We start from the raw sequence: 26417 nt of genomic DNA on the forward strand, positions 1-26417 counted from the left end.
TCATGGAGGTGGTTGATATGCCAAACGTATGGCTGAAGCATTATGCTGAAGATATCCCGCATGAAGTTGATATACCTGAGATTTCACTTCCAGACATGCTGCAGGACACTGTAAGAAAATATGGGGAAAAGGAAGCGTTGTCGTTTTATGGACAGACAATGACTTATAAAGAGCTTCAGTACAGAACCTCTGCCTTTGCTTCCGCCCTTCAGGAAAAAGGAATAAAAAAAGGGGACCGAGTGGCGATTATGCTTCCTAACTGCCCTCAATATGTTATCAGCTATTATGGCATCCTTACCGCCGGTGCTGTGGTCACGCAGGTTAATCCAATGCTGGTAGGCCGGGAGCTGACCCACATTTTAAATGATTCTGGTGCAAGAGTACTTGTCATATATAAGGATCTTCTTCCTGTACTTGAAAAGGTTCAAGACAGTCTATCATTAGAGAAGGTTGTAACTGTGGACCTGAAGGGGAAGGAAGGATCAGAAGAAGAGGATTATATTCCATTTTCCCACTTTCTGGCTTCTGGAACAGATAAGGTTGAGCCGCCAAAGATCAACCCTGAAGAAGATACAGCAGTTTTACAATATACTGGAGGCACAACAGGGCGCTCAAAAGGAGCGATGCTTACTCACAGGAATCTTATCGCGAATCTGACACAAACCTATGAGTCTTTAAGCATGATCTAAAGAAGGGAGAAGAAAGGTATTTAACTGTAATTCCTTTGTTTCACGTATTCGGAATGACGGCATGCATGAATCTATCAGTCTATTCCGGTTCACTCAGCGTTATGCTCCCTCGTTTTGAACTGGAAGAAGTCCTTGAGACGATTAAACGAGAGCAGCCCACTTCATTTCCGGGAGTTCCAACGATGTACGTAGCCCTTAACAGTCATCCTGAGGCAGAGAGCTATGGAATCGACAGCATTAAAGTATGCAACAGCGGGAGCGCTCCGATGCCTTTAGAATTGATGAGGTCCTTTGAAAATAAAACAAGCTCCACCATACTTGAAGGGTATGGTCTGTCAGAAACCTCTCCCACAACCCATGTTAATCCGTCCTTTGGCGAAAGAAAACCAGGAAGTGTAGGAATTCCTCTTCCTTCTACTGAATGTAAAATTGTAGATTTAGGAGAAGGGACAAAGGAATTGAAGGCTGGTGAGACAGGGGAAGTCATCATTAAGGGTCCCCAGGTGATGAAAGGGTACTGGAACATGCCTGAAGAAACCACCATAGCTCTTCGGAACGGCTGGCTGTATACGGGAGATATTGGGAAGATGGATGAAGATGGTTATCTTTATATTGTTGATCGGAAAAAGGATTTAATTATTGCAAGCGGATACAATATCTACCCGAGAGACATCGAAGAAGTCCTGTATGAGCATGAAGCGGTACAGGAGGCTGTGGCCGTTGGGATTCCGGACAAATATAAGGGAGAAGCCGTGAAAGCCGTGGTTGTTTTTAAAGATGGCAAAAGCGCCACAGAAGAAGAACTGATCTCATTTTGCAGACAGAATATGGCGGCCTATAAGGTGCCAAGCTACATTGAGAGCAGACAGCAGCTGCCAAAAACCAATGTAGGAAAGATACTGCGCCGAGCGATTAAAGAAGAAGCGAGAAAACAAGCAGCAGAAAAACAAAGCCCCCTGTAGTGCCTGATGAGTGTGCTATACTACGTGTAAAAAAGAATAAGAGGCAGGGGTTCTTTATGAAGCAGAAAATCTATGAAACAAGCATTGCTCTCTTTGAAAAAGCTGGCTTTTCCAATACGTCGATTCAGGATATTGTAAACTGTCTCGGAGTGACAAAAGGGACATTTTATTATTATTTCCAAAGCAAAGAACAGCTCCTCATGAACATTCATTTGGATTACATGGAAAGGCTCTTAACCCAGCAGCATGAAATCCTTCGCAATGAGACACTGGATAACCGGGCCAAGGTCTATGAGCTTGTATATATGCTTTTACGAAACATAGAAACGCAAGGAACGAACGCTAGAGTCTTTTTTCGGGAAATGCGTCATTTGAACAAAGAAAACCTAGAATTCATTAAAGGAAAACGTGACCAAATCAGAACAGGAATGACCGATGTTATTAAAGCCGGTATTAAAGAAGGTGAGTTCCGTAAAGACCTCAATCCCGAAATAGTCGCTCTTGGTATATTGGGAGCGTGCAATTGGAGCTATAACTGGTTTAATCCTGAAGGGGAGTTTTCAGATCAAGAAGTAGCACGTATCTACATTGATATGATTCTTCATGGAATCGAAACGTAAAGGACATTAGTCCTTTTCTGCCACAAACATACTAACTGGTCAGTATACGAAGGGAAGGTGTGGAGGAAATGAAAGCAGAGGATGTAAAGAACATTGCTGTACTGGGTGCTGGGTCAATGGGGCATCAAATTTCCATGTTGTTTGCCTTAGCGGGGTACAAAACTCACTTGCAGGATGTAAAAGAAGAAGCTCTTGTCAAAGCTGAAGCTGAATTACAGCGCATTATGGCTAAGTGGGTGACGAAAGGAAAGATAACCGAAGAAGGGAAGAACCGGGCGTTTTCGAATCTTCATTTTACTACCAGTCTGGAAACAGCAGCCGGACAAGCTGACGTGGTAATAGAAGCAGTGGTTGAGAAGCTGGATGTTAAGCGTGAGGTGTTTGCGGACGTGGATCGGATTGCCCCTTCCCATGCCATCCTTGCGACAAATAGTTCAACAATCGTTAATTCCAAGGTGGCTGTGGTAACTGCAAGGCCTGACAAGGTCTGCAATATGCATTTTTTCTTTCCTCCTCTTGTGATGGACTGTGTGGAAGTGGTCAAAAGTGAACAAACATCCGAGGAAACAGCGGCGCTTGCAATGGAGCTTTGCGAGAAAATCGGACGGACAGGAGTTTTGCTTCACAAAGAGATTTATGGATTTATTGCAAACCGCCTGTTATTTGCTTTATCTAAGGAAGCCATAACTCTGTATGAGGAAGGCTACGCTGATTACAAGGATATTGATCTTATTTGTAAGAAGGCGTTAAGTCATCCATTAGGGCCCTTTGAGATTGCAGATCTGTCAGGAATAGACGTAGGTTACTACGCAAACTTGCAGCTTTTCGAAGAAACGGGAGACCCAAAAGATAAACCGGCAAAAACAGTTGAGGAAAAAGTAAAAGCTGGAGAGCTGGGAAGAAAGACTGGAAAAGGCTGGTATGATTATTCAAAAACCGAGGTGAAGCAATAAATGGGTGAAACTGTAAGTCTTAGAAAAGAACAAGGAATAGGCATTGTCACAATTGACAACCCTCCATTAAATGTTATGAATCAGCAGGTCACCAAAGAGCTTGGGGAAGTATTTACTGATGTGGAACGTGACAAGGAGATCATTGCTGTGATTCTTACAGGCGCAGGACAGAAAGCCTTTATGGCAGGAGCTGATATTAAGGAGTTTCCTGAATCCATCGGTAAACAAGGCATGAAGGAAGACGTAATGAAAACCCACCAAATGCTGAACCAGATCGATTTCCTTCCTAAGCCTACCATAGCCGTTTTAAACGGCCTGACTTTTGGGGGCGGCTGCGAATTAGCTTTGACCTGCGATATAAGAATTGCAGAGTCTCATGCGCAAATCGGCCTTCCTGAAGTGAAGCTTGGGCTGTTTCCAGGAGGTGGAGGCACCCAGCGCCTTCCAAGACTGATTGGAGAAGCTAAAGCAAAGGAACTCATGTTCACAGGGGAGCCGGTAACAGCTGAGGAAGGGGTAAAGCTTGGACTCGTAAACCATGTGGTACCAGAAGGAGAGGGAATAAAGAAAGCAACAGAAATGGCTTCAAAGATCGCCGGCTATTCCTTGAATCGCTTTCACGGATTAAAGAAGCGGTGGACAGAGGAGTGGAAACAGGGTTATACAATGGATTAGAAAAGGAAGCAGAACTGTTTGAAGAAGTGTTCCAGACAGAAGACATTAAAGAAGGAGTACAGGCCTTTATTGAAAAAAGAAAGCCGGTATTTGAGCATCGATAATAGAAAACAAAAGGAGGCTCTCGAAGATGGTCCACAGACTCCCTGTAAAAATCAGAGTCAGTGAAACAGATGCTCTTGGTCATGTAAGTAATATTAGCTATTTCATTTATTTAGAAGAAGCCAGGGTGGAGCTTTTTCGAAATCTAGGAATAATGGAGGAAATAGGCCGCTGGCCGTTTATTTTAGCCTCTACCACCTGTGATTACATCCAGCAGTCGTATTTTGGGCAGCATCTTGAGGTGGAATCCTCAGTCAGCCGCATCGGAAATTCAAGCTTTCACATCGATCATGAAATATATGGTGAGCAGGGACTGACAGCTAAAGGAAAAGCAGTCGTTGTTCACTTTGATTTTGACGAACAAAAAACAAAGCCGCTGACACCGGATATGATTGAAACCTTAAAAAGCTACAGAGGTGGATCAGCTGTAACTCCCCAGGAGTAAGGAGTGATGTACATGAGTTCTTTTACTTTTCAAGATACCATCTGTCAGGGAAGGGGAAGAGGTAAACATAGAGCGTCTAGAGGAATTTCTGCGCAAGACAATTGATGATTTTCCTGACGAACCCCTGCAAATGAATCAGTTTCCCTCAGGTCATTCGAATTTAACCTATGAGGTAAAAGCCGGGGACTGGGAGGGGGTGCTGAGGAGGCCGCCTTTAGGACCTGTCGCACCTAAAGCTCATGATATGGAAAGAGAGTATCAGGTTTTGAAAGCGCTTCATCCTTCTTTCCCACTTGCTCCTCGTCCCTATGTGTTCTCTGATGATCATGGAATTATAGGAAGCCCCTTTTTCGTCATGGAAAGGCGAAGAGGAGTGGTGATAGATACAGACCTTCCAGAAAGCCTGAAGTCTACTCCGGAAGCAGGAAAAATGCTGTCTTCGGTCATGGTTAAGACGCTGGCAGAACTTCACAGCCTGGACTACAAAGATACCCCCCTTATGCAAATGACAAAGCCAGATGGGTTTATGCAGAGGCAAGTTCAGGCTGGATTAAACGGTATGAGCGTGCGAAGACTCATGAGGTACCAGGCGAAAATGAAACTGAAAAAGCAGCTGGTTGAAAAAATACCGGAAACGAAGGAAGCTTCCGTTATACATTACGATTTTAAATTCAACAACGCGATGTTTGATGCTGCTGATCCTTCTAAGATCATTGGATTATTTGATTGGGAAATGGCCACGGTTGGGGATCCTTTAGCTGATTTGGGTGTGACCCTTAGCTATTGGATTGAAAGCGGTGACCTGAGCTTTTGCAAAAGGGCTTTGGAAAGCCTCCTGTCACTGTTCAGCCTGGGTTTTATACAAGGCGTGATGTGGTTGAACAGTATGCCAAAGAGACGGGCAGAGATGTAGAAAATATTGATTTTTATCTAACCTTTGCTTATTTCAAACTGGCTGTTATCGCCCAGCAGATTTATTACCGGTATAAAAAAGGGCAGACAAACGATCAGCGCTTTTCAAAGTTTCACCAGACGACAGCAGCCTTAATTCAGCACGCAGACTACATTTCACGTAAAGGGATAATGTAAATGAGTAACAAAGAGCAAAAGAAAGTACACCTTCTTTTTAAAAAAGAAGACATTGATGAAAGAAAGCTGGAAGGAAAAACGGTAGTGGTGTTTGACATCCTGCTTGCCACCTCAACGATAACGTCAGTATTGGAGTGCGGCGCAGCAGAAGTCATTCCTGTGTTAACGGGAGAGGAAGCCCTTACTCGAAAAAAAGTCTTCGAAGAAAATGCGTGCTCAGTGGCCGGGGAAAATAATGGCATTACAATAGAAGGTTTTCATCTGCCGGCCCCTCTTTCTCTTAAAAATAAGGTACGAGGAAAATCGGTTATTCTTTGTACGACCAACGGGACAGTGGCGATCAGGAAGTCAAGTTCAGCCAGGAGGGTGTTCGCCTCCTCTCTATTAAACAACCAGGCTGTGGCTGATGAGACAGTAAAAGAGATGGGTTCGGGCATCGTTATTATTTGTGCCGGTTCAGCAGGGGAGTTTTGTATAGAGGATTTCTACGGTGCCGGGCATTACCTGCACTGCCTGTTACAGGCAGATCCTAAGCTGACATTGACAGATGCTGCCCGCTCTGCTCACCTTTTTTACGAAGGTCACAAGGATGAAGCTCTCCCTATTCTCGGAGGCTCCTCTGTCGGCATCATGCTTGAAAGCTTTGGTCTTCAGGAGGATCTGGAGTTTATCGCTAACAAAAATACAATGAATATCGTCCCTTGTATGCAGGCAGACGGTCGATTATTGATGAAGGAGGACAATCACGTGAAGGAAGTGAGCACACAGACCAAGGGAGGCTCTTACCTCGTCCATCAACAAGGCCATGAAGAAATATTTACCCCGGAGGATTTCACCGAAGAACAGAAAATGATTGCGAAAACTGCTCGGCAGTTTGTTGAAAAAGAAGTGGAGCCTCACAGAGAGGAAATAGAAAATCAAGATTTTGATTTGACCGTCCGCCTATTAAAAGAAGCTGGAAACCTGGGTTTACTAGCTCACAGTGTCTCAGAATCTTACGGGGGACTGGGGCTTGATAAAATCAGCAAAGCACTGGTTGGAGAGACGATTGGAGGAACAGGCAGCTACGGGGTTGCTCATTCCAATCATACGTGCATTGCAACGCTTCCCATTACTTACTACGGAACAGCACATCAAAAAGAAAAGTATCTTCCAAAGCTTGCAAGTGGTGAATATCTCGGAGCTTACTGCTTAACAGAACCCTCTGCCGGCTCGGATGCCATGTCTGGTAAAACCACAGCAGTCCTTAATGACGAGAAAACTCATTATTTATTAAACGGAACAAAGATTTATATCACGAATGCGGTTTTTTCCGATACTTTTATTGTTTACGCCAAAATTGATGGTCAGTTTTCTGCCTTTATTGTAGAGAAAGATTTTCCTGGCTTAAGCTTGGACCCGAGGAGAAAAAAATGGGAATCAGCGGTTCATCAACGAGGTCAGTAATCATGGAAAATTGCGAGGTTCCTATGGAAAATCTTCTCGGGGAAACAGGGAAAGGTCATCTCATCGCGTTTAACGTTTTAAACCTAGGACGTTTTAATTTGGGGGCAGCCTGTACTGGTGCAGCCAAACAGGCATTTGAGCTTGCATTAACTCATACTGGGGAAAGGCAGCAATTCAGAAGAAAGCTCGCTGATTTTGGAGCGACGAAAGAAAAAATAGCTTTGATGGCTTCAAGACTATATGCTTCTGAATCTCTTCAATACCGGACAGCTTTTTTACTTGAAGAAGCTTTAGGTGAGCTATATGAAGAAAAGGACTCATCTGTCGTTACAAAGAAATTAGCTGAATTCTCTCTTGAATGCGCGATCTGTAAAGTATATGGATCTGAAACGCTCGATCAGGTCACGGACGAGGCTGTGCAGCTTCATGGAGGAGCAGGTTTTATAAAAGAATACAGAATCGAACAAATGTACAGGGATTCGAGAATTAATCGGATCTTTGAAGGAACGAATGAAATTAATCGTCTGCTTGTATCTGGGCAGTTTATGAAAAAATCGCTAAAAGGGGAACTGCCATTTCAGGCAGCTCACAGTGAAGCCAAAGAAATATTATCACAAAAAGGTCAAAGCTGGGAGGATTTTCTCAAGACTGTGAGAGCTTCCTTTCTCATTCTCACCGCCAAGGCCCAGGATGTATATGGGGAGAAGTTAGAAGATAAACAAGAGGTCGTGATGAAGCTTTCAGAGATAGCCATTCTTCTATATGCTGCAGAATCAGCTGTCCTTCGTACTAAAAAGGCTGCAGCTGCCAATTCTGAACAACAAGAAAAGATCAAGCATCTCCTTACAGAAACGATTTTAGAGGACACGGCTTGCTCTATTATTTCCCTTATCCGCCAGTTGGAGCCTTCCTTGCTGCTGAAAGAAAGCTCAGGCAGGTAAGAGAAGCCATATACAACCGACTCTTATCCTTTCATTTCCCTGGTAGTTTACAAGGGAAAAGAGAAATCGCTGATTGGATGTACAGTCAATCTTCTTATTCTGTCTAGCAGGGAGGAAAGCAATGGGAAAATTCAATGATTATATTGTACTTGTTACCGGAGGAGGAAGCGGCATTGGAGCTTCCACGGCAAAGAAATTTGCCAGAGAGGGAGGGGAAGTCATCCTCACTGGACGTACGAAAGAAAAGCTGAAGAAGGTACAGAGTGAAATACAAGAGGAAGGGGGCAAAGCTGACATCTTTCAAGCAGATGTTACTGTGGAAAGGGATGTGCATGAACTGGCCGGCTTTATTGAAGACAAGTACGGCCATCTGGATATTCTTATCAATAATGCAGGTGGATCAGGAATGAAGGGCAGCTTATTCTCTCTTTCCCTGGATGAATGGGAAAGTGTCCAGCGTTTAAATCTAAACAGTGTCTTTCTTGTCGCTAAAGAAGTGCTCCCTTTATTAAAGAAAGATACTGACAGACCGCCTCACGTAAGACCGTCCATCGTGAATGTATCATCTTTATCCGGCCATAAGCCAGGAAATAATATTCCTCACTATAGTGCTGCGAAAGCAGGAGTTCTAAATCTTACAAAAACAATGGCTAGTGAATGTGCTCCTTTTGGAATCCGGGTTAATTCTGTGTCTCCTGGTTTTATTGATACACCGCTCACAGAAAAAAGTCTGGAAAATGAAAAATTTCAAAAGGCCGTCAGGCGCCACACGCTTCTTGAACGAACAGGAAGGCTGAAGAGATAGCCAATGTGATTGCCTTTGCTGCCTCAGAGGAAGCGTCTTATATGACTGGAAGCGATCTTCTCGCAGATGGGGGATGGCTGGCAAAATAATAGGCTTTAAAGATCGATCAAGGTGACTTCTTTCTTGCAAACGCAAGACGGGATCTAAAAAAGGAGGAGAAACGATGAGTAATCACTTATTGGTTGAAGAGAGACAAGGAGTTATGTATGTAACCTTAAACAGGCCTGAACGTCTAAATGCTTTCAGTCCCGATATGATGGAAGGATTACTTCAAGCCTTGTCCGAGGCAGAAGAAAAGAGTGAAGTGAAAGCGATTGTCCTTTCCGGTGCCGGTCGTTCCTTTAGTGCCGGAGGAGACGTGAAAAGCATGGGAGAGGCCACACCGGCAAAGGTGTATAGCCATATTGAACGCTTAAATGAAGTTATTAAAAAAATTAAAAGGGTTGAAAAGCCTATCATTGCTGCGGTTCACGGTTTTGCCGCCGGAGCGGGCTTCAATCTGGCGTTAGCGTGTGACCTGATCGTGTCATCCAAAGACAGTAAGTTTGCGATGAGTTTTGGACAAGTGGGATTAATTTCTGATGGAGGCGGCTCATACTTCCTTCCCAAACTAGTGGGAATTCACCGTGCGAAAGAAATTATGTTTAGCGGAGAAGCGATTGAAGCTGAGCGGGCCTATGAGATAGGCATAGTAAATCAGCTGTTTGATCCTGATGAAATGAAAGAAAAGACAGAGTCCTACGCCGCCCGGATAGCCAGAGGACCAATAGGGGCTTACGGCATGATGAAAAAGGTAATGGATCATTCATTGAATGCTTCCCTTGAAGAAATACTTCAGGAGGAGCGAATTTCACAAACATTAATGGTGGCAAGTGAAGATCATAAAGAAGGCGTACAAGCCTTTGTGGAAAAGAGAGCACCATCCTTTTCAGGAAGCTAAAACTATTCGTATGCAAGGAGGAAATTAGGATGAAAGCAGTACAGTTAGAGAAATTTGGCGGTCCTGACGTACTACGTCTTGTAGATTTAGAAAGACCGAGCCCAAAAGAAAATGAAGTACTCATCGAAATTAAGGCAATAGGGGTGAATTATGCAGATACGGCAAGAAGAGAAGGACAGTACGTTGTTGACACTCCTCTGCCGTATGTCCCTGGTTCTGAGGTAGCCGGGATTATTGTTGAAACAGGGACAGGTGTGAAAAGATTTCAAGCTGGAGACAGGGTTGTGACCTTATTGGGGGGCAGACGAGCGACAGGCTATGCGGAGTACACAGTAGCTGACGAAAGAGCACTTATCCCCCTTCCAGAAAATCTTGATGAACAGACGGCAGCTTCCATCCCACTGCAAGGGTTAAGTGCTTACCATGTTTTAAAAACAATGGGAAGAATGGAGAAGGGGGAAACCGTTCTGGTCCATGCGGCTGCCGGGGGAGTTGGAATATTTGCGGTTCAGCTTGCCAGAATTTTTGGAGCTGGAAAGATTATCGGCACAGCCAGTACGGAACAAAAGAGACAATTTGCCAAAGAGCTTGGAGCCGATCACACCATAGATTATACAAACGAGCTATGGGAAGAAGAGATCATGGAAATAACAAAAGGAAAAGGCGTGGATGTGGCTTTGGAAATGGCTGGCGGAAGAGTCTTTAACCAGACTCTGAATTGTTTAGCTCCCTTTGGGAGGCTGGTCATTTATGGAGTAGCAAGCGGGGAACAAAGCAGATTTTACCCTTCTTCATTAATGGAAAAAAATCAAAGTGTCATCGGTTTTTTCCTTCCCCAGATCATGAGTAAGCCTCACTTGCTGGAAAGCAGCTTAAAAGATATCTTTACCTACATTCAAAAAGGAGAGATTAAGCTCAAAATCGGCGGTGTCTTCCCCCTGGAAGAAGCAGCTGATGTTCACCGAAAGCTTCAAGGAAGAGAAACGTCAGGGAAACTTATTCTTGTCCCATAACTGTAAGCAGCCACTTTAATATCAGAATTTTCTGCAAAAAATTCTGTAAGGAGGAATACAATGGAATTTCTCTTTCAGCAAGTATTTAACGGTGTTACGATTGGAAGCGTTTACAGTCTGGTTGCTTTAGGGTTAACTCTTATATTTGGGATTTTGCATGTTCCTAATTTTGCCCATGGAGCAATGTACATGATTGGAGCTTATCTTACTTTGACTGTCATGACAGCAATGGGGGTACATTACTGGCTTGCTGTAGGTATATCAATTTTAATGGTAGCCCTGCTTGCGATAATAACTGAACGTCTGGTGTTCAGCCGTCTTGATCAAAATAACCCTCTTCCCATGATGATTGCAGCCATTGGTATTCTCTTTTTTCTGGAAGCCTTTGCTCACTTGGTCTGGGGAAGTCAGTACCAACGCATGGTTACTCCGTATGGAGAATCCATTAATTTCCTTGGGATGACCGTTACTTTGCAGCGATTGATTATCATTGGAGCGGCCTTGTTTTTGATGCTTATCCTTCATCTTTTTTTAACAAGAACGATGACAGGTTCTTCTATAGTCGCGATGGCTCAAAACAGAGAAGGAGCCTTTCTGGTTGGGATCAATGCAAACAAAGTGGCTATGCTGACCTTTGCTATTGCCGGCGGACTGGCTGCTGCTGCTGCTTCACTGGCAGCTCCCATCAACCTGGTATATCCGAGTATGGGAAATCTCGTAATAATGAAAGCTTTTGTCATTATCATTCTGGGGGGATGGGAAGTATACCCGGGGCAATTGTAGGAGGCTATATCCTGGGAATTTCAGAGAGCCTGGGAGCAACTTATATTTCAGCCGAGTACAGTGATTTAATTGCTTTTGTTCTGCTTGTTCTTATTTTGACCGTTAAACCTACGGGGCTGTTTGTCAGGGGGGTGCAAGGATGACCTTTTTTAAAAAAAATGGATGGCTCATTACTTTGGCTGTCATTGCTTTATTGTTTCCCCTCATCCTGCCGAACCAGTATTTTATCCAAATTGGTATATTGATAGGGATTTGGTCAATTGCGGTGTACGGTCTTAATTTGATCACCGGCTATATTGGCCAGCTGTCACTGGCTCACGCAGGATTCTTCGCAATTGGTGCCTACTCGCTGGGCCTGCTTACGTTAAATGCAGGAATTCCTTTTTGGGCAGCTTTTTTTCTATCACTTGCTATAACGGCTGTGTTTGGCCTTTTGATTGGGCTTGTCGCTTTGCGGACTAAATCACATTTCTTTGCGATTTACACCATGTCTGTAGGGTTCTTAATTTATCTTGTCATTTATAAATGGGATGAATTGACGGGAGGTGTCAGGGGATTGATAGGAATTTCCGCACCCGATGGCATCGGTCCCGTGACGTTTCAGTCAATCACCAGCCAGTATTATTTTGTGATCTTTTTTCTTCTTGTAACGATTTTTCTTATGAGAAGGATCGTTCATTCACTCCTGGGAAGAACCTTTACCGCTATTCGAAACAGTGAGGACCTTGCAAAAACAATCGGGATTTCAGTGATGAAAAACAAACTCCTTGCTTTTGTGCTCTCTTCCGTATTTGCAGGGCTTGCCGGGATTCTTTACGCCTCGTATATAAGGTTTCTGGGACCTGAAATCGCTTATATTGAAGTTGCGTTTGAAATTTTGTTGTACTTGCTGGTAGGTGGAATCGGGACGTTGGCAGGACCTCTTGTGGGCACGATTATTGTTGTGACCCTTACCCAGTCCCTTCAATTTTTAGAGGAATATCGCATGCTCATTTTCGGACCTATCGTAGTCCTGTTAATTCTTTTCTATCCTCAAGGAATTGTTGGGCAGTATTATATGTGGAAAATGAAAAGGAATTTTAAGAAAAAGCCGTCTATTCATACAGGGAAAGAGAACAGCGTAAAGGAGGCCCGGTCCTGATGCTTACGATTAATGGCTTAACAAAATCCTTCGGCGGGCTTACGGCAGTAAATGAAGTGGATGCTGTAATTGAAAAAGGGACCATTACAGCTGTCATCGGACCGAATGGTGCCGGCAAATCCACGTTCTTTCATTTAATAAGCGGTTTTCATCAGCACAAAAGGGTCCATTCAATATAACGGCAGAGATATTACCAAAACACCGCCACATAAGACAGCTGCCCTGGGAATCAGCCGTACCTTTCAAACAACTCATTTATTTGAGCAGTCCACAGTTATTGATAACGTGTTAATCGGCCATCGGGTTCGTACGAAAGCAACTATCATTGATGCTATTTTTCGGACGAAACGTGAAAAAAATGAAGAAAAAAAGTGTTATGAAAAAGCGAGAGAGATGCTCGATTTTGTAGGCTTGTCGCATTTGGAAAATAACCCTGTTCACTCCATTACTCAGGAGGAACAAAAAAGAACTGCGATTGCACTTGCTCTTGCAACCGACCCTGAGCTGCTCCTTCTGGATGAACCGGCTGCTGGTATTAATCCTGATGAAACAGTAGAACTTGCCTCCTTAATCAAAAAAATCGTTAGAAATGGAGTCACTGTCTGTTTAATTGAGCACAAAATGCCGATGATTATGTCGTTAGCTGACCATATCATCGTCTTAAATCACGGAAGCAAGATAGCAGAAGGGACACCCGAGGAAATAAAAAATAACCCTGAAGTGATCAAAGCGTATCTTGGAGGTGAGGAAAATGTTGAAACTGGATAATGTCTCTGTTTCCTATGGAAGTTTTAAAGCGTTGGAAAATGTATCTTTATACGCTGAGCAAGGAGAGTTAGTCGTTCTTCTAGGCTCCAATGGAGCCGGCAAGTCAACTTTATTTAAGGCAGTCAGCGGTCTGGTCAAGGTTCAGGAAGGCAGCATGGAGGCCGCAGGGACTTCTATCCTTGGGAAACCCCCCAGCTTTATGGTGAAAAAAGGGATTGTCCAGTGTGCAGAAGGAAGGATGCTCTTTCCTGCCATGACCGTCCTTGAAAATCTGAAAATGGGAAGCTATGTTCACCGGAGAGATAAGAAAGTCCAGGAGGAACAGCTTCGAAATGTTTATGATTTGTTTCCTATTTTACAAGAAAAAAGGAAGGATCCTGCCGGGTCTTTAAGCGGTGGGCAGCAGCAAATGGTTGCCATTGGACGGGCTCTCATGGCCAAGCCCTCTTTGTTACTCCTCGATGAGCCTTCTTTAGGGCTTGCTCCTCTTATTGTTGAGCAGATGTTTGAGACAATAAGTGAGATTAACAAGACTGGGGTCACTGTGTTGTTAGCTGAGCAAAATGCACATGCTGCATTGAAAATTTCAAACAGAGGTTATGTACTTGAAAATGGCAGTGTGGTCATGGAGGGCACACAGAAAGAACTGATGAACAATGAAGATATTCGCAAGGCGTACATTGGAGCATAGCTTTCTTTATTTATAAAAAGGGGGATAACTATGAAAAATTCGGCTTGGTGGTTCATTGGTTTAGGTGGAATGCTTATGGTTTCAGCTGGGTGCGCGGAGGAAACAGGAACGGATGCAGACGGGCAAAACGGCGGGGAGGCAGAAGTAGAAACAGAAGTGGATGTGGAAGGAGATGAAGAGGTAGTTAATATCGGATATACTGGCCCGTTAAGCGGCCCGGCTGCTTACTACGGTGAAAATACATTAAATGGCATGAGAATGGCAGCAGAGGAAATTAATGAAGAAGGATTTGAAATAGATGGTGTGACTTATAAAGTAAACGTTATTGCCTATGATGATATGTATCTTCCTAATGAAGCAGGTACAAACGCAAGACGCCTCGTTCAGGAAAATGATACATCTGTCGTTTTTGTTCCTCACAGCGGAGGAGTGTTTGCCACGCAAGTATTTAATGAAGAGGAAGAGTTTTTAATTGCAGCATATACAAGTGAACCGGATGTGTTAGAGCAGGGGAATGAACTAACACTTAGAATCCCGCCGGCTTACACCATGTACCCTGATTTCTTTATTGATTACCAGATGGAGAACTTTGGAGAGCGCCTTGCCTTGCTTCCAACAGCCACGCAATACGGGAAGGACTGGACGGAAACCATTGTACCAGAGTGGGAGGAAGCTGGCGGAGAAATAGTGTTTGATGGCGAAATTGATTTTAGTCAGGACACTGATTTTTATAACATTGTATCCAATGCCTTAAATTCTGACCCTGATGTTTTATTTGTCGGCGGTGCCTCAGAACCTACAGCGTTAGTTATTGATCAAGCAAAAGAGCTTGGCTTTGAGGGAGGATTTATGGTAATGGACCAAGCGAAGCTTGAAGAAATGGAAGCGGTTCTCGGAGGCTATGAAAGATTAGAAGGAGCCGTGGGTGTATTGCCTCAGCTCAAAAGTGATGCTGCCGGCGCAGAAGCATTTAACACTGGTTACCAGGAACAGTATGACAGAATCCCAACCTCTGAAAGTGCTTTTAACTACCAGGCGATGTATGTGCTCGTAGAGGCGATGAAAGCATCTGGTTCAGTAGATGATGCCCAGGCTATTATGGCGGCCATGGACGAAGGGGTAAAAGCACTGGATGAAGAGGACATCGTGTGGTATTTAGAAGGAGTAGAAAATCAGGGCTTTGATTGGCTGGGAGGAGCAGCAGCTGTAGAAAATGGTGAAATTGTTATTTTAGAAGAATAAAACCTTTTAGTAGTTTCTTTACAGTAACAATGTAGAGGAGGATCTGGATGAAAGAGTGGTTAAAATACTGGCCCAAAAGGCTTCCATCATCGTTAAGCGTTCCTAAAACCACCATTGTTGATAATCTGGAAGTATCTGCAAAGCGTTACCCGGATAAGGTTGCTGTATATTATTACGGTTCAGCTTTTACCTATGAAACTATATTTAAGGAAGTAAACAGGCTTGCAGCGTTTTTGCAAAAGGAATGGCATATGAAAAAAGGCGACCGTGTTATTTTATACATGCAAAACTCTCCTTCCTTTCTTATTTCATATTACGGGATCTTACAAGCAGGTGGCGTAGTGGTCCCGGTAAATCCTATGAACAAGGAACAGGAAGTCGCGTTTTATATTGAAGACAGTGAAGCTGAAATCGCGATCGCAGGGCAGGAGCTCCTTGGAAACATCCAAGGGCACCTGGGCCAAACAACATTGAAAAATATATTAGCTGCATCTTATGGCGATTTTGTATCAAGTCCAAAGTATCGGAAGGATCTCCCGGAAGAAGCAATGCTTCAGTCTGGGGATAGTCAATCAAATGAAGGAATTCATACTTGGGAGGACATGAGGAAGAGCAAGTATGAATTATCTCCTGTCTTTGTTAATAGTGAAGATCTTGCCTGTCTGCCCTATACATCAGGGACAACCGGAAGGCCGAAAGTGCATGCATACTCATTATTCCATACAGGCCAATCTTGCAGCAGCTAAGGACTGGATGAGCATGACCCCAAATAGTGTCTCCCTTGCTTCTTTGCCCTGGTTCCATGTGACCGGAATGCAGCACAGTATGAATGCGCCTCTTTTTGCAGGAGGGGCCATCGTGATTATGACGCGCTGGAACCGAGAAACAGCTGTAAGATTGATTGAGGATTATGGGTGCACAAATTGGATCAATATCAGCACCATGGTAGTAGATTTTCTTTCACACCCAGAGATCGAAAAGAAGAATTTATCGTCATTACAAGTCATAGGCGGCGGAGGTGCTCCTTTGCCAGAAGCGGTAGGGAAAAAGCTGCAGCTGCTTACAGAGATCACTTACTGTGAAGGGTACGGGCTAAGTGAAACGATGTCACAAACTCATTTCAATCCACCAGATCGTCCTAAGCTTCAATGCTTAGGGATTCCTTCATTTGATGTAAATGTTATCATGCTCGATCCATCAGCTGGTGAAGAGATTCCCCTTGGCCAGCAGGGAGAGATTGCCGTATCAGGTCCCCAGGTTTTTAAAGGATACTGGCGCCGGCCTGAAGAAACTGCTGAATCATTTATTCAAAAGGACGGAACTGCTTATTTTCGTACCGGAGATATAGGATATATGGATGCTGAAGGCTACTTTTTTATGGTCGATCGAAAAAAACGCATGATTAACACAGCAGGTTTTAAAGTATGGCCTTCAGAAATAGAATCGGTTCTTTATCAGCATGAGGCTGTCCAGCAGGCATGTGTGGTAGGGGCTCCTGATCCAAGGACAGGGGAAGTGGTTAAAGCCTATGTGGTCCTTCAAAAGGGATACGAACCTAGTGAAAAACTGGCACAAAATGTAATAGATTGGAGCCGGAACCAAATGGCTGTTTATAAAACGCCAAAGGAAATCCATTTTCTCGAAGAGCTTCCCAAGACTGCAAGCGGTAAAATACTTTGGCGTACTCTTCAGGACAGGGAATGGAACCGGGCGCGAGAGGAGGAGAAGGCTTGAATCAACCTGTAGAAACAGTGACAGGTCCGGTTGATGCAAGTAAGCTTGGAAAAACGCTCGTCCATGAACATTTCTTTTTTGGCTATCCAGGGTTTCACGGAGACTTTACAAGAGGAAGGTTTGACTGGAATGAAAAACGTAACCAAGGTATTGAAGTAGCAGAGCGGATAATGCAGCATGGAGTTGAAACAGTAATTGATCCAACTCCAAATGATTGTGGCAGGAATCCCTTATTGCTGCGAGAAATTTCTGAAGCCACAGGCCTTCAGATTATATGCTCGACTGGTTACTATTACGAAGGGGAGGGAGCCACACCTTACTTTACATTTCGTCAAAGCCTTGGAACGGCAGAAGATGAAATACACGAATTATTTCTCACAGAGGTGACGGAAGGAATTGAGGGAACAGGTATTAAACCAGGCATAATTAAGCTAGCATCCAGCAAAGGTGAAATCACTCCATATGAGAAGATGTTTTTTCGGGCTGGAGCAAAAGTTCAGGCGCAGACAGGAATTCCCATTCTCACTCATACACAGGAAGGTACTATGGGACTTGAACAAGTGAAGCTCTTACTTGAGCATGGAGCTGATCCATCAAAATTAGTGATTGGGCATATGTGCGGTACAACAGATATTCATCAACATTTTGAAGTATTAAAGCAGGGAGTGTACGTAGCGTTTGATCGTTTTGGCCTGCAAGGAATAGTGGGGGCTCCTGCTGATGAAGAAAGGATGGCCGTTTTTTTAGGGCTGGCTGCCCTGGGATATGAAAAACAGCTTCTCTTATCTCACGACACGGTTAATATCTGGCTTGGAAAAGAGCCGATTCTTCCTGAATCAATCGCCCATTTGTTGAGGAATTGGACTCCTGTTCACTTATTTGAAAGAATAATTCCGATGATGAAGGAAAAAGGCTGTCCGGAAGAAAAGCTGAATAAGATTTTAAACGAGAATCCGATGCACATCTTTACAGGCAGAAAGGAGGAAGCAGAAAAAAACAATCAGGCGGGAAAAGCAGGCTTATCATAAATTGGTCAAAAAATAAAAAAAGAGTGTCTAGGTGAGCATAGACCACAAAGACACTCTTACTTATTTCCAGTTATCCTCTTTTGTTTTGCTTTGATACATAGTAAAATTCCCGCTAGCCCAACGTTCATTAGTTTTTTCACTTATACGTTCATGACAGGGATCACACATATAGGTATGGATCGGCCTGTTTCTAAGTCGTTTGGCTAAAGGGGAATCATCTTTTAAGTCGTTGATTGTATCACAAATGACACATTTCACTTTCATGATTCCACCTCAGTTCATCTCAATCATTAATTGTACTGCCTTTTCTCAGTATAACATGGGAAAGAACAGCCGACTACTTGCCAATGACGTAGAAAAGCGTGTGATTTGCCTTTTATTATAAAGAAGAGAAATAATACAGAGTACAAGGATTTTACAGGTGTTGCGTCGTATAACTTATATAAGGTAGTTTTAGGGTAGTGTGATCAAGGTAAAGATAAAGTAGATGCATACAAGGATGTAGTAAGTTTTTAAGTAAGGGCGACTATTGATTGGAGGTTTGTTCTAATGGCAAATAAAGTTGAACAACAATTGACTGAGGATTTATTACCACTCTTACAAAAAGAAAGATATGTAACGATAGCTACGGTAGATTACGAAACGAACGTACCTAACGTAAATGCTATTTCCTGGGTGTTTGCCCCGGACAGCAAACGTGTTTGTTTCGCTATTGATAACCGCTCCCGAATTGTGGAAAATATTAAAAAGAACCATGGTATGACAATGACTGTCATTGGCAGCGGCTCTACGTATTCAATTTCCGGAAAGGCAAGCATTAAAGCAGAGAAACTGGAAGGTGTCCCTCTTAAGCTTGCTTTAATTGAATTGTCCATTGATGAAATTCGAGATGTGATGTTTTATGGCGCACGTATTTCTACAGAACCAAGCTATGAAAAAACATATGATGCAGAAGCAGCAGCTAAGCTTGACAAACAAGTAATGGATGCGATTAAAAAGCTTAAGCCGGGAGGTCTCCTGGTTTGGCTTTTTTTGTTCTTTTAATGGGAAGAAGAAGCAGGATCATTTGTTAAAGAATACATGATGGAAAGTTTTATGGACAAATCCTCAAACGCCGTCAATATTATCCCCATTCATGCATAGTAAGTAATAAGAATCTTTTTTAACCACTCACTCCTAGAGTTAGATGATAACAGAAAGGTTTAGGTATGAGACTCGTTAGTCGGGAGGAAGCCTATTGAAAAAAATCTATGTATTAGACACAAATGTCCTGTTGCAGGACCCACGTGCTATTTTTCAATTTGAAGAGCATGAAGTAGTGATTCCAGCTGTCGTGTTAGAAGAAGTAGATTCAAAAAAACGGTATATGGATGAGATTGGCCGTAATGCTCGTCATGTTTCGAAAATATTAGATGGTTTGCGAGGCAAAGGGAAACTACATGAAGGAGTAGGAACGCAAGGCGGAGGCAGAGTCAGGGTAGAACTTAATCACCGCTCTTTTAAATGCTTGAAAGAAACGTTCGCAGAAATGACGAATGATAATCGCATTTTAGCTGTAGCTAAAAATCTGCAAAACGAAGTACAAGGGCAAAAAACTGTAGTGATTGTAAGCAAAGATGCGTTAGTAAGAGTGAAAGCTGACGCACTGGGTATTATAGCTGAGGATTTTCTAAGTGACAGGGTTGTAGAATACGATAATATTTACAGCGGTCATTTACGCACGAAAGTACCCGCTGAAGTCCTGAATAAGTATTATAAAGATCAATCTTTGGCGGTTTCAGAAATAGGAAAAGATATACTGCGTCCTCATGAATTTGTTGTACTGAAGGATATTCTCGGTGGTTCTGCTTCAGCTGTCGGAAAAGCAGATGAAACCGGAAAAGTGATCAGGCCTTTTTTAACAGAGCTTGATCAAGTCTGGGGAATTAAACCAAGAAATGTTGAACAAAAAATGGCTTTAGAGCTTTTGTTAAGACAAGATATACCACTTGTCACTTTAACGGGAAAAGCAGGAACAGGAAAGACACTATTATCTCTTGCGGCAGGCTTGCTGCAGACGGAAGATCTAGGCCGCTATAACAAGCTGTTAGTGGCTAGACCGGTTGTACCGGTAGGAAAAGACATCGGCTTTCTTCCTGGAGAAAAAGAGGAAAAACTCAGGCCTTGGATGCAGCCCGTTTACGATAATCTGGAATTTTGTTTAACACAAAAAGCCCGGGGAAATTGACCAGATTCTAGCCGGTATGGGTTCAATACAGGTTGAGGCGTTGACGTACATCAGGTCGAAGCATTCCTGATCAATTTATCATCATAGATGAAGCTCAAAATTTGACCAAGCACGAAGTGAAAACCATTCTTACGAGGGTTGGAGAAGGAAGTAAAATTGTACTAATGGGCGATCCCGCCCAAATTGACCACCCGTACCTTGATGAATTGAACAATGGTCTTGCCTACGTCGTGGAAACCTTTAAGTCACAAAGGGAAAGCGGACATGTGAAGCTTGAAAAAGGGGAGCGTTCCGGGCTCGCCCAGCTGGCAGCTGACTTGTTATAAATCACTGAGCTAAAAGAAGGGAGAAAGAGGAAGCTCTATCTCCCTTTTCTTATTTGACAATAAACTTTTCAACATGTTTGATGGGGTTGTCTTTGTTGCTGCCGTTTTTCTCATAAACGTGGATTGGCCCGGTTTCTTTTAAAGGCTTTCCTTCATGAGAAAAACCGATAATAAAGTTTTTTCCTTCTTGAAGGGAGTATGGAAACTGCTCACCGGATTTTGTTTCCACAACAACCTGGGAAGCATCAGCTGCCGGCTCTGCGTTCTCTAAAAATGGAGCGAAAGGGATACCAAATGTTCCATTAATGAGAGCTTCTTTTTTGTGCGGATCGTATTTGTAGAAGATCTCTTTGGAACCTGGGCTCCTTCAGAAATTTCTTTGTCCCATTGTTTTGACACGGCTTTCTTATAATCTTCAAGGTGATCGTTTTCATCATGAAGCTCATCGAAGTACGTAGTAAGGTCAACCTTTCTATCATCAAAAATCCAAACTGTAGGATCGATGGTGATCGTATGTTTTATTCGTCCTTCAATCATTACTATAAAGTCCATACATATCCTTCCTTTCGAATCTAAAAACTGCAATAATTCTATCCTATCATAGATTGTTCATTTCTGAAGCAGGGTAAAGGAATGAATACATTATTTTATACAAAACATAAGGAAAAGGAAAACGGAGGAGGAGAGTATGGCCACATCCATTTGCAGCAAGGAAGATTTAGAAAGAATGATTGACGATGTCAGACTATATACTAAGGATGGAAAGGTTGCAGATTATATCCCTGCCCTGGGAAAAGCAGATCCTGGAGCAGTCGCATGTTCTCTGTTTTTTGAAGACGGCAATGTGCTGACAGCAGGGGATAAAGAACAAAGATTTACGCTGCAGAGTGTATCCAAAATTATAACCTTGGCTCTTGCGTTAATGGACAGAGGAGAGGAGGAAGTTTTTTCGAGAGTAGGGATGGAGCCGACAGGAGATCCTTTTAACTCTATAAGTAAGCTCGAAACAATGATTCCTTCAAAACCCTTGAATCCAATGATTAACGCTGGAGCACTGGCGGTAACCAATATGCTTCATGGAAATACGAGTCAAGAAAAATTAGGCAGGCTTTTGGCATTTATACATGACTTAACAGATAACACAGACATCACTTACTCAGAAGAAGTAGCAAAATCAGAGTACGAAACAGCAGATCTTAATCGGTCTCTATGTTATTTTATGAAACAGCACGGCGTTATTAAAGGAGATGTTGAGGAGCTGCTGGATTTATACACAAAGCAGTGCGCCATTGAGGTAAACTGCCTTGATTTGGCGAAAATTGGCTACGTTATTGGGAATCAGGGAAAGGACCCATGTACCGGAAGACAAATTGTCCCCCTTCATATTGCAAGGATAGTCAAAACCTTTATGGTCACATGCGGAATGTATAATGCCTCTGGAGAGTTTGCAATTAGAGTAGGGATACCAGCTAAAAGCGGGGTTTCCGGTGCTGTGCTTGGAGCGGTCCCTTTTGGAGTAGGGATAGGAATATATAGTCCTTCCCTTGATGAAAAAGGAAATAGTATGGCAGGGATGAAGCTTCTTGAAACAATTTCCAAGCGATTTGATTTAAGTATTTTTTAACCATGGAGGGTGTCCAGGAAAGTGAGGCACTGATCTCTGCAGGCAAGATTATCTCCTTGCAGGGTGGTTTTGGGTCATATAACGAAAGGAAAGAAATTGGGACAATTAGCTGCGGCATCTTGCTTTTTTTGTCTTTACCTTATATGATAGCACTACAACGAGTTCATAGTAGGAGGGATCACCCTTGAGCATAAAGGCAATGACTGAACATAGCGAGAAAGCTTATGCCCTTCTGAAAGCCGATGCAGAAAAAATCCGCAAACTCATTGAAGTTCAAATGGACAATTTAACAATGCCCCAATGTCCTCTTTATGAAGAGGTCCTAGATACTCAGATGTTTGGCCTTTCTCGGGAAATTGATTTTGCTATCCGTTTAAGCCTGATTGATGAAGAAACGGGAAAACATATTCTTGCAGAGCTGGAAAGAAAATTAGCGGCTCTTCATGAAGCTACCGTAGGCAAATAAAAATCCAAGCTATCCACAGATGATAGCTTGGATTTTTTATGTGCAAAGAGACGCAGAGCTAAGAAAAATATAGTAAAAAAGAAAATAAAAACACATAGTAATGTTAGGTTTTTTTGACAGATCATTTTGAGATGGTATGATAAGTTGATAAGTATATTTAGAATAATCAGACACCTAAGCGAACTATAAAAAGAAAAAGGTTTGCAGGCAAGGCAGATGGAGAGAAAACATAACAAGGAGGATGTTCATGAGCAGGTTACAAAACATCAAAAAGGTATTGGTAGCAAACAGGGGCGAAATTGCAATACGTATATTCCGTGCTTGCACAGAATTACATATTCGCACAGTAGCGGTCTATTCTAAAGAAGACACAGGGGCATATCACCGCTACAAAGCTGATGAAGCATACTTAGTAGGAGAAGGAAAGAAACCCATCGATGCTTATTTAGACATTGAAGGGATTATTGAAATTGCCAAGGCAAACGGCGTCGATGCCATTCATCCAGGCTACGGGTTTTTGTCTGAAAACCTGGAGTTTGCTAAACGATGCAAGGAAGAAGGCTTATTTTTATAGGGCCGGAAACGGAACATCTGGAAATGTTTGGAGATAAAGTGAAAGCAAGAGAAACTGCTATAAAGGCAGAGATTCCTGTTATTCCAGGCAGTGACGGCCCTGTGGAAAGCTTTGAGGAAGTAAAGAAATTTTCTGATGAGCACGGATTTCCTTTTATTATCAAAGCTTCCCTTGGCGGAGGCGGACGGGGCATGCGTATTGTCCGCAGTCCTGAGGCCCTTAAAGACGCTTTTGAAAGAGCAAAATCTGAAGCGAAATCCTCCTTTGGAAATGATGAGGTATACGTAGAAAAGTTTATTGAAAACCCTAAACATATAGAAGTTCAGATTTTAGGAGACAAAGACGGCAATATCGTTCATTTGTATGAACGAGACTGTTCTGTTCAAAGGCGGCATCAAAAGGTAGTGGAAGTGGCGCCAAGTGTTTCTTTGTCTGAAAATGTACGTGAAAAAATTTGTGAAGCTGCTGTTAAACTGTCCAAAGACATTAACTATGTCAATGCAGGGACTGTAGAATTCCTGGTTAATCCAGATGGTGAGTTCTTCTTTATTGAAGTGAACCCAAGAATCCAGGTGGAGCATACGATTACAGAAATGATCACCGGAATTGATATCGTCCAGAGCCAGCTCCACATTGCGGATGGGAAATCTCTTCATGGAAAAGAGCTGGGAATCCCTAAGCAGGAGGATATATATACCATGGTTATGCCATTCAATCTCGGGTAACAACTGAAGACCCAAGCAATAACTTCTTCCCTGATACAGGGAAGATTATGGCGTACCGTTCTGGTGGAGGCTTTGGAGTCCGTCTGGATGCCGGGAACGGTTTTCAAGGGTCGATCATTACGCCACACTATGATTCCCTGCTGGTTAAAGTCTCTACATGGGCTCTTTCCTTTGACGGGGCAGCAGTGAAGATGCTCCGGAATCTAAGAGAATTTCGAATTCGGGGCATAAAGACCAACATTGAATTTCTTGAAAATGTTGTCCAGCATGAAGCTTTTTTAACTGGAGAGTATGATACTTCCTTTATTGATACTACTCCGGAACTATTTGTCTTTCCGAAAAGAAAAGACCGGGGAACGAAAATGCTTACCTTTATTGGCGAAACCATTGTAAATGGCTATCCAGGGCTGGAAAAAGAAAAGAAGCCAATCTTTGATAAGCCCCAGGTTCCTAAGGTGAAGTACAGTGAACCTGTTCCACCGGGAACAAAGCAGATTCTGGATGAGCGCGGGCCGGAGGGGCTGGCGGACTGGGTCAAAGAGCAAAAAGAAGTTCTGTTAACAGATACAACGTTTAGAGACGCTCACCAGTCGTTGCTTGCCACAAGAATCAGGACCCAGGATTTAAAACAAATTGCAGAGCCTACAGTACGTATGCTTCCGAATCTTTTTTCCTCAGAAATGTGGGGGGAGCTACTTTTGATGTGGCCATGCGTTTTCTTCACGAAGATCCATGGGAAAGACTCATTATGCTGCGGGAGAAAATGCCTAATGTACTGATGCAAATGCTCCTGCGAGCATCCAATGCTGTCGGTTACAAGAACTATCCCGATAACGTCATTAAAGAATTTGTTGATAAATCAGCAAGTGCCGGAATAGATGTCTTCCGGATATTTGATTCCTTAAACTGGATTGAAGGAATGCAGCTGACCATAGATGCTGTACGGGAAAGCAACAAAATCGCAGAAGCTTCAATTTGTTATACAGGGGATATTCTTGATTCTTCAAGAACAAAATACGATCTTGGTTATTACAAAAACCTTGCTGGAGAGCTTGAAAAATCAGGTGCTCATATCCTTGGTATTAAAGATATGGCTGGCCTTCTTAAACCGGAAGCAGCCTACCAGCTTATCAGCGAGCTTAAGGAAACCATTGATATCCCTATTCACCTTCATACACATGATACGAGTGGAAACGGTATTTTTACGTACTCCAAAGCGATTGAAGCTGGAGTCGATATTGTAGATGTAGCGGTAAGCTCCATGCAGGACTGACGTCACAGCCAAGTGGAAACAGCTTGTACTATGCGTTAGCGGGAAATGAACGACAACCGAACATTGACGTAAAAGCCGTAGAAGAATTGAGTGAGTTCTGGGATTATACTCGGAAATATTATCAAGGCTTTGAAAGTGGAATGAATTCACCTCACACGGAAGTATACGAACATGAAATGCCTGGGGGACAGTACAGCAACCTTCAGCAGCAGCAAAGGCCGTAGGGTTAAAGAACCGCTGGAATGAAGTGAAAAAGATGTATCGCCAAGTAAATGATATGTTTGGGGACGTTGTGAAGGTGACCCCTTCATCCAAAGTAGTAGGTGATATGGCTCTTTATATGGTCCAAAACGATTTGACCGTAGATGATATATATGAAAAAGGTGAATCACTGGACTTTCCTGACTCGGTAATTGAATTTTTCCAGGGATTTTTGGGACAGCCTTATCAGGGTTTTCCAAAAGAATTGCAAAATATTATCCTTAAAGGCAGAACAGCTATTATCAACCGTCCAGGTGAAAACATGGACCCGGTCAGCTTCCATGAAATGAAGGAAGAGCTGTACCATAAACTAGAACGACAGGTAACAAGCCATGACATGCTGTCTTATGCTTTATATCCGAAAGTGTTTATGGATTTTGAGCGGTTCCGCCAGCAATTTGGCGATGTAACAGTCCTTGATACTCCTACTTTCTTTTACGGTCTTCGTCTTGGTGAAGAGATAGAAGTGGAAATTGAACAAGGAAAAACATTAATTGTAAAACTTGTCTCCATCTCAAAACCCCAGGACAATGGAAACCGGATCGTTTATTTTGAATTAAATGGTCAGCCGCGAGAAGTGGTGATAAAAGACCAAAATGTAAAAACGGCGGCTTCAGTACGCCCAAAAGCAGATAAGAGCAGTGAAAATCAAATCGGAGCTTCCATGCCTGGCACTGTGATTAAGGCTCTCGTAGCAAAGGGAGAAAAGGTAAAAAAAGGCGACCATTTAATGATTACAGAAGCAATGAAAATGGAAACAACAATCCAGGCTCCGTTTGATGGTGAAGTAAAGGAAATCTATGTTGAAAATGGAGATGCCATAGAATCTGGAGACCTGTTAATTGAGTTAAAAAATTAAACACTGTGAGAAAGG

At 42.9% G+C, this 26417-nt stretch carries 17 protein-coding genes and 10 pseudogenes; 25 read left to right on the forward strand and 2 right to left on the reverse strand.

Going from position 1 to position 26417, the window contains the following annotated elements:
- The first annotated feature begins 17 nt into the window (after positions 1–17).
- From JCM19033_RS02845 to JCM19033_RS02925, 20 genes and pseudogenes are all read left to right on the forward strand, one after another.
- Positions 18–1651: pseudogene (locus JCM19033_RS02845) on the forward strand (long-chain fatty acid--CoA ligase).
- A 56-nt stretch (positions 1652–1707) separates the two neighbouring features.
- Entirely contained in the window at positions 1708–2271 is a 564-nt protein-coding gene (locus JCM19033_RS02850; protein WP_054635203.1) for a TetR/AcrR family transcriptional regulator, read from the forward strand.
- A gap of 68 nt (positions 2272–2339) precedes the next feature.
- The gene (locus JCM19033_RS02855; protein WP_054635204.1) at positions 2340–3224 is read left to right on the forward strand and encodes a 3-hydroxyacyl-CoA dehydrogenase family protein; all 885 of its coding nucleotides are present in this window, start codon (positions 2340–2342) and stop codon (positions 3222–3224) included.
- Positions 3225–4003: pseudogene (locus tag JCM19033_RS02860) on the forward strand (enoyl-CoA hydratase).
- Positions 4004–4029: 26 nt separating this feature from the next.
- On the forward strand, positions 4030–4446 hold the full coding sequence (locus JCM19033_RS02865; RefSeq protein WP_054635205.1) for a thioesterase family protein: 417 nt from the start codon (positions 4030–4032) through the stop codon (positions 4444–4446).
- A 130-nt stretch (positions 4447–4576) separates the two neighbouring features.
- The gene (locus tag JCM19033_RS02870; protein ID WP_083465240.1) at positions 4577–5359 is read left to right on the forward strand and encodes a phosphotransferase family protein; all 783 of its coding nucleotides are present in this window, start codon (positions 4577–4579) and stop codon (positions 5357–5359) included.
- A complete protein-coding gene (locus tag JCM19033_RS21870) occupies positions 5320–5535 on the forward strand; it encodes a hypothetical protein (protein ID WP_083465241.1) in 216 nt (71 codons plus the stop codon). Before JCM19033_RS02870 ends, JCM19033_RS21870 begins: the two co-directional genes overlap by 40 nt.
- A pseudogene (locus tag JCM19033_RS21875) lies at positions 5536–6234 on the forward strand (2-phosphosulfolactate phosphatase); the annotation flags it as partial.
- 48 nt (positions 6235–6282) lie between these two features.
- Positions 6283–8029, forward strand: a pseudogene (locus JCM19033_RS02875) (acyl-CoA dehydrogenase family protein).
- 14 nt (positions 8030–8043) lie between these two features.
- Positions 8044–8816, forward strand: a pseudogene (locus JCM19033_RS02880) (SDR family NAD(P)-dependent oxidoreductase).
- Positions 8817–8890: 74 nt separating this feature from the next.
- Positions 8891–9667 carry an enoyl-CoA hydratase/isomerase family protein gene (locus JCM19033_RS02885; RefSeq protein ID WP_054635206.1) on the forward strand — a complete coding sequence of 259 codons (777 nt, stop codon included), beginning with the start codon at positions 8891–8893 and terminating at the stop codon, positions 9665–9667.
- 29 nt (positions 9668–9696) lie between these two features.
- Positions 9697–10680 (forward strand): quinone oxidoreductase, encoded by a 984-nt coding sequence (locus JCM19033_RS02890; protein WP_054635207.1) that lies wholly within the window; start codon positions 9697–9699, stop codon positions 10678–10680.
- 60 nt (positions 10681–10740) lie between these two features.
- Positions 10741–11606: pseudogene (locus JCM19033_RS02895) on the forward strand (branched-chain amino acid ABC transporter permease).
- Positions 11603–12604 carry a branched-chain amino acid ABC transporter permease gene (locus tag JCM19033_RS02900; protein ID WP_054635208.1) on the forward strand — a complete coding sequence of 334 codons (1002 nt, stop codon included), beginning with the start codon at positions 11603–11605 and terminating at the stop codon, positions 12602–12604. Before JCM19033_RS02895 ends, JCM19033_RS02900 begins: the two are co-directional and overlap by 4 nt.
- A pseudogene (locus JCM19033_RS02905) lies at positions 12601–13372 on the forward strand (ABC transporter ATP-binding protein). Before JCM19033_RS02900 ends, JCM19033_RS02905 begins: the two are co-directional and overlap by 4 nt.
- Positions 13356–14063 (forward strand): ABC transporter ATP-binding protein, encoded by a 708-nt coding sequence (locus JCM19033_RS02910; protein ID WP_054635209.1) that lies wholly within the window; start codon positions 13356–13358, stop codon positions 14061–14063. Before JCM19033_RS02905 ends, JCM19033_RS02910 begins: the two are co-directional and overlap by 17 nt.
- A 30-nt stretch (positions 14064–14093) precedes the next feature.
- Positions 14094–15305: an ABC transporter substrate-binding protein gene (locus JCM19033_RS02915; protein ID WP_054635210.1), complete on the forward strand. Its 1212-nt coding sequence runs from the start codon at positions 14094–14096 to the stop codon at positions 15303–15305.
- Between the two features lie 47 nt (positions 15306–15352).
- The gene (locus JCM19033_RS27035; RefSeq protein WP_306301201.1) at positions 15353–16051 is read left to right on the forward strand and encodes an AMP-binding protein; all 699 of its coding nucleotides are present in this window, start codon (positions 15353–15355) and stop codon (positions 16049–16051) included.
- A complete protein-coding gene (locus JCM19033_RS27040) occupies positions 16008–17039 on the forward strand; it encodes an AMP-binding protein (RefSeq protein WP_306301202.1) in 1032 nt (343 codons plus the stop codon). Before JCM19033_RS27035 ends, JCM19033_RS27040 begins: the two co-directional genes overlap by 44 nt.
- On the forward strand, positions 17036–18067 hold the full coding sequence (locus JCM19033_RS02925; RefSeq protein WP_054635211.1) for a phosphotriesterase: 1032 nt from the start codon (positions 17036–17038) through the stop codon (positions 18065–18067). Before JCM19033_RS27040 ends, JCM19033_RS02925 begins: the two co-directional genes overlap by 4 nt.
- 60 nt (positions 18068–18127) lie before the next feature.
- On the opposite strand, the gene JCM19033_RS02930 is transcribed toward JCM19033_RS02925, so the two are convergent.
- The gene (locus tag JCM19033_RS02930; RefSeq protein WP_054635212.1) at positions 18128–18331 is read right to left on the reverse strand and encodes a YlaI family protein; all 204 of its coding nucleotides are present in this window, start codon (positions 18329–18331) and stop codon (positions 18128–18130) included.
- A 285-nt stretch (positions 18332–18616) separates the two neighbouring features.
- Between JCM19033_RS02930 and JCM19033_RS02935 the strand changes: the two genes are divergently transcribed.
- Together JCM19033_RS02935 and JCM19033_RS02940 are read left to right on the forward strand one after the other, a co-directional pair.
- Entirely contained in the window at positions 18617–19111 is a 495-nt protein-coding gene (locus JCM19033_RS02935) for a pyridoxamine 5'-phosphate oxidase family protein (RefSeq protein WP_054635213.1), read from the forward strand.
- Between the two features lie 193 nt (positions 19112–19304).
- A pseudogene (locus JCM19033_RS02940) lies at positions 19305–20620 on the forward strand (PhoH family protein).
- A 49-nt stretch (positions 20621–20669) separates the two neighbouring features.
- Here the strand turns inward: JCM19033_RS02940 and JCM19033_RS02945 are convergent.
- A pseudogene (locus JCM19033_RS02945) lies at positions 20670–21172 on the reverse strand (peptidyl-prolyl cis-trans isomerase).
- Between the two features lie 136 nt (positions 21173–21308).
- On the opposite strand from JCM19033_RS02945, the gene glsA reads away from it, so the two are divergent.
- The 3 genes and pseudogenes from glsA (at position 21309) to pyc (ending at position 26402) form a co-directional block, all read left to right on the forward strand.
- Positions 21309–22244, forward strand: a complete 936-nt coding sequence (glsA, locus tag JCM19033_RS02950) for a glutaminase A (protein WP_198153396.1) — start codon at positions 21309–21311, stop codon at positions 22242–22244.
- Between the two features lie 199 nt (positions 22245–22443).
- Positions 22444–22710 (forward strand): YlaN family protein, encoded by a 267-nt coding sequence (locus JCM19033_RS02955; RefSeq protein WP_374701192.1) that lies wholly within the window; start codon positions 22444–22446, stop codon positions 22708–22710.
- Positions 22711–22957: 247 nt separating this feature from the next.
- Positions 22958–26402, forward strand: a pseudogene (gene pyc / locus JCM19033_RS02960) (pyruvate carboxylase).
- The last annotated feature ends 15 nt before the right edge of the window (positions 26403–26417 follow it).

The organism is Thalassobacillus sp. C254, from assembly GCF_001310615.1.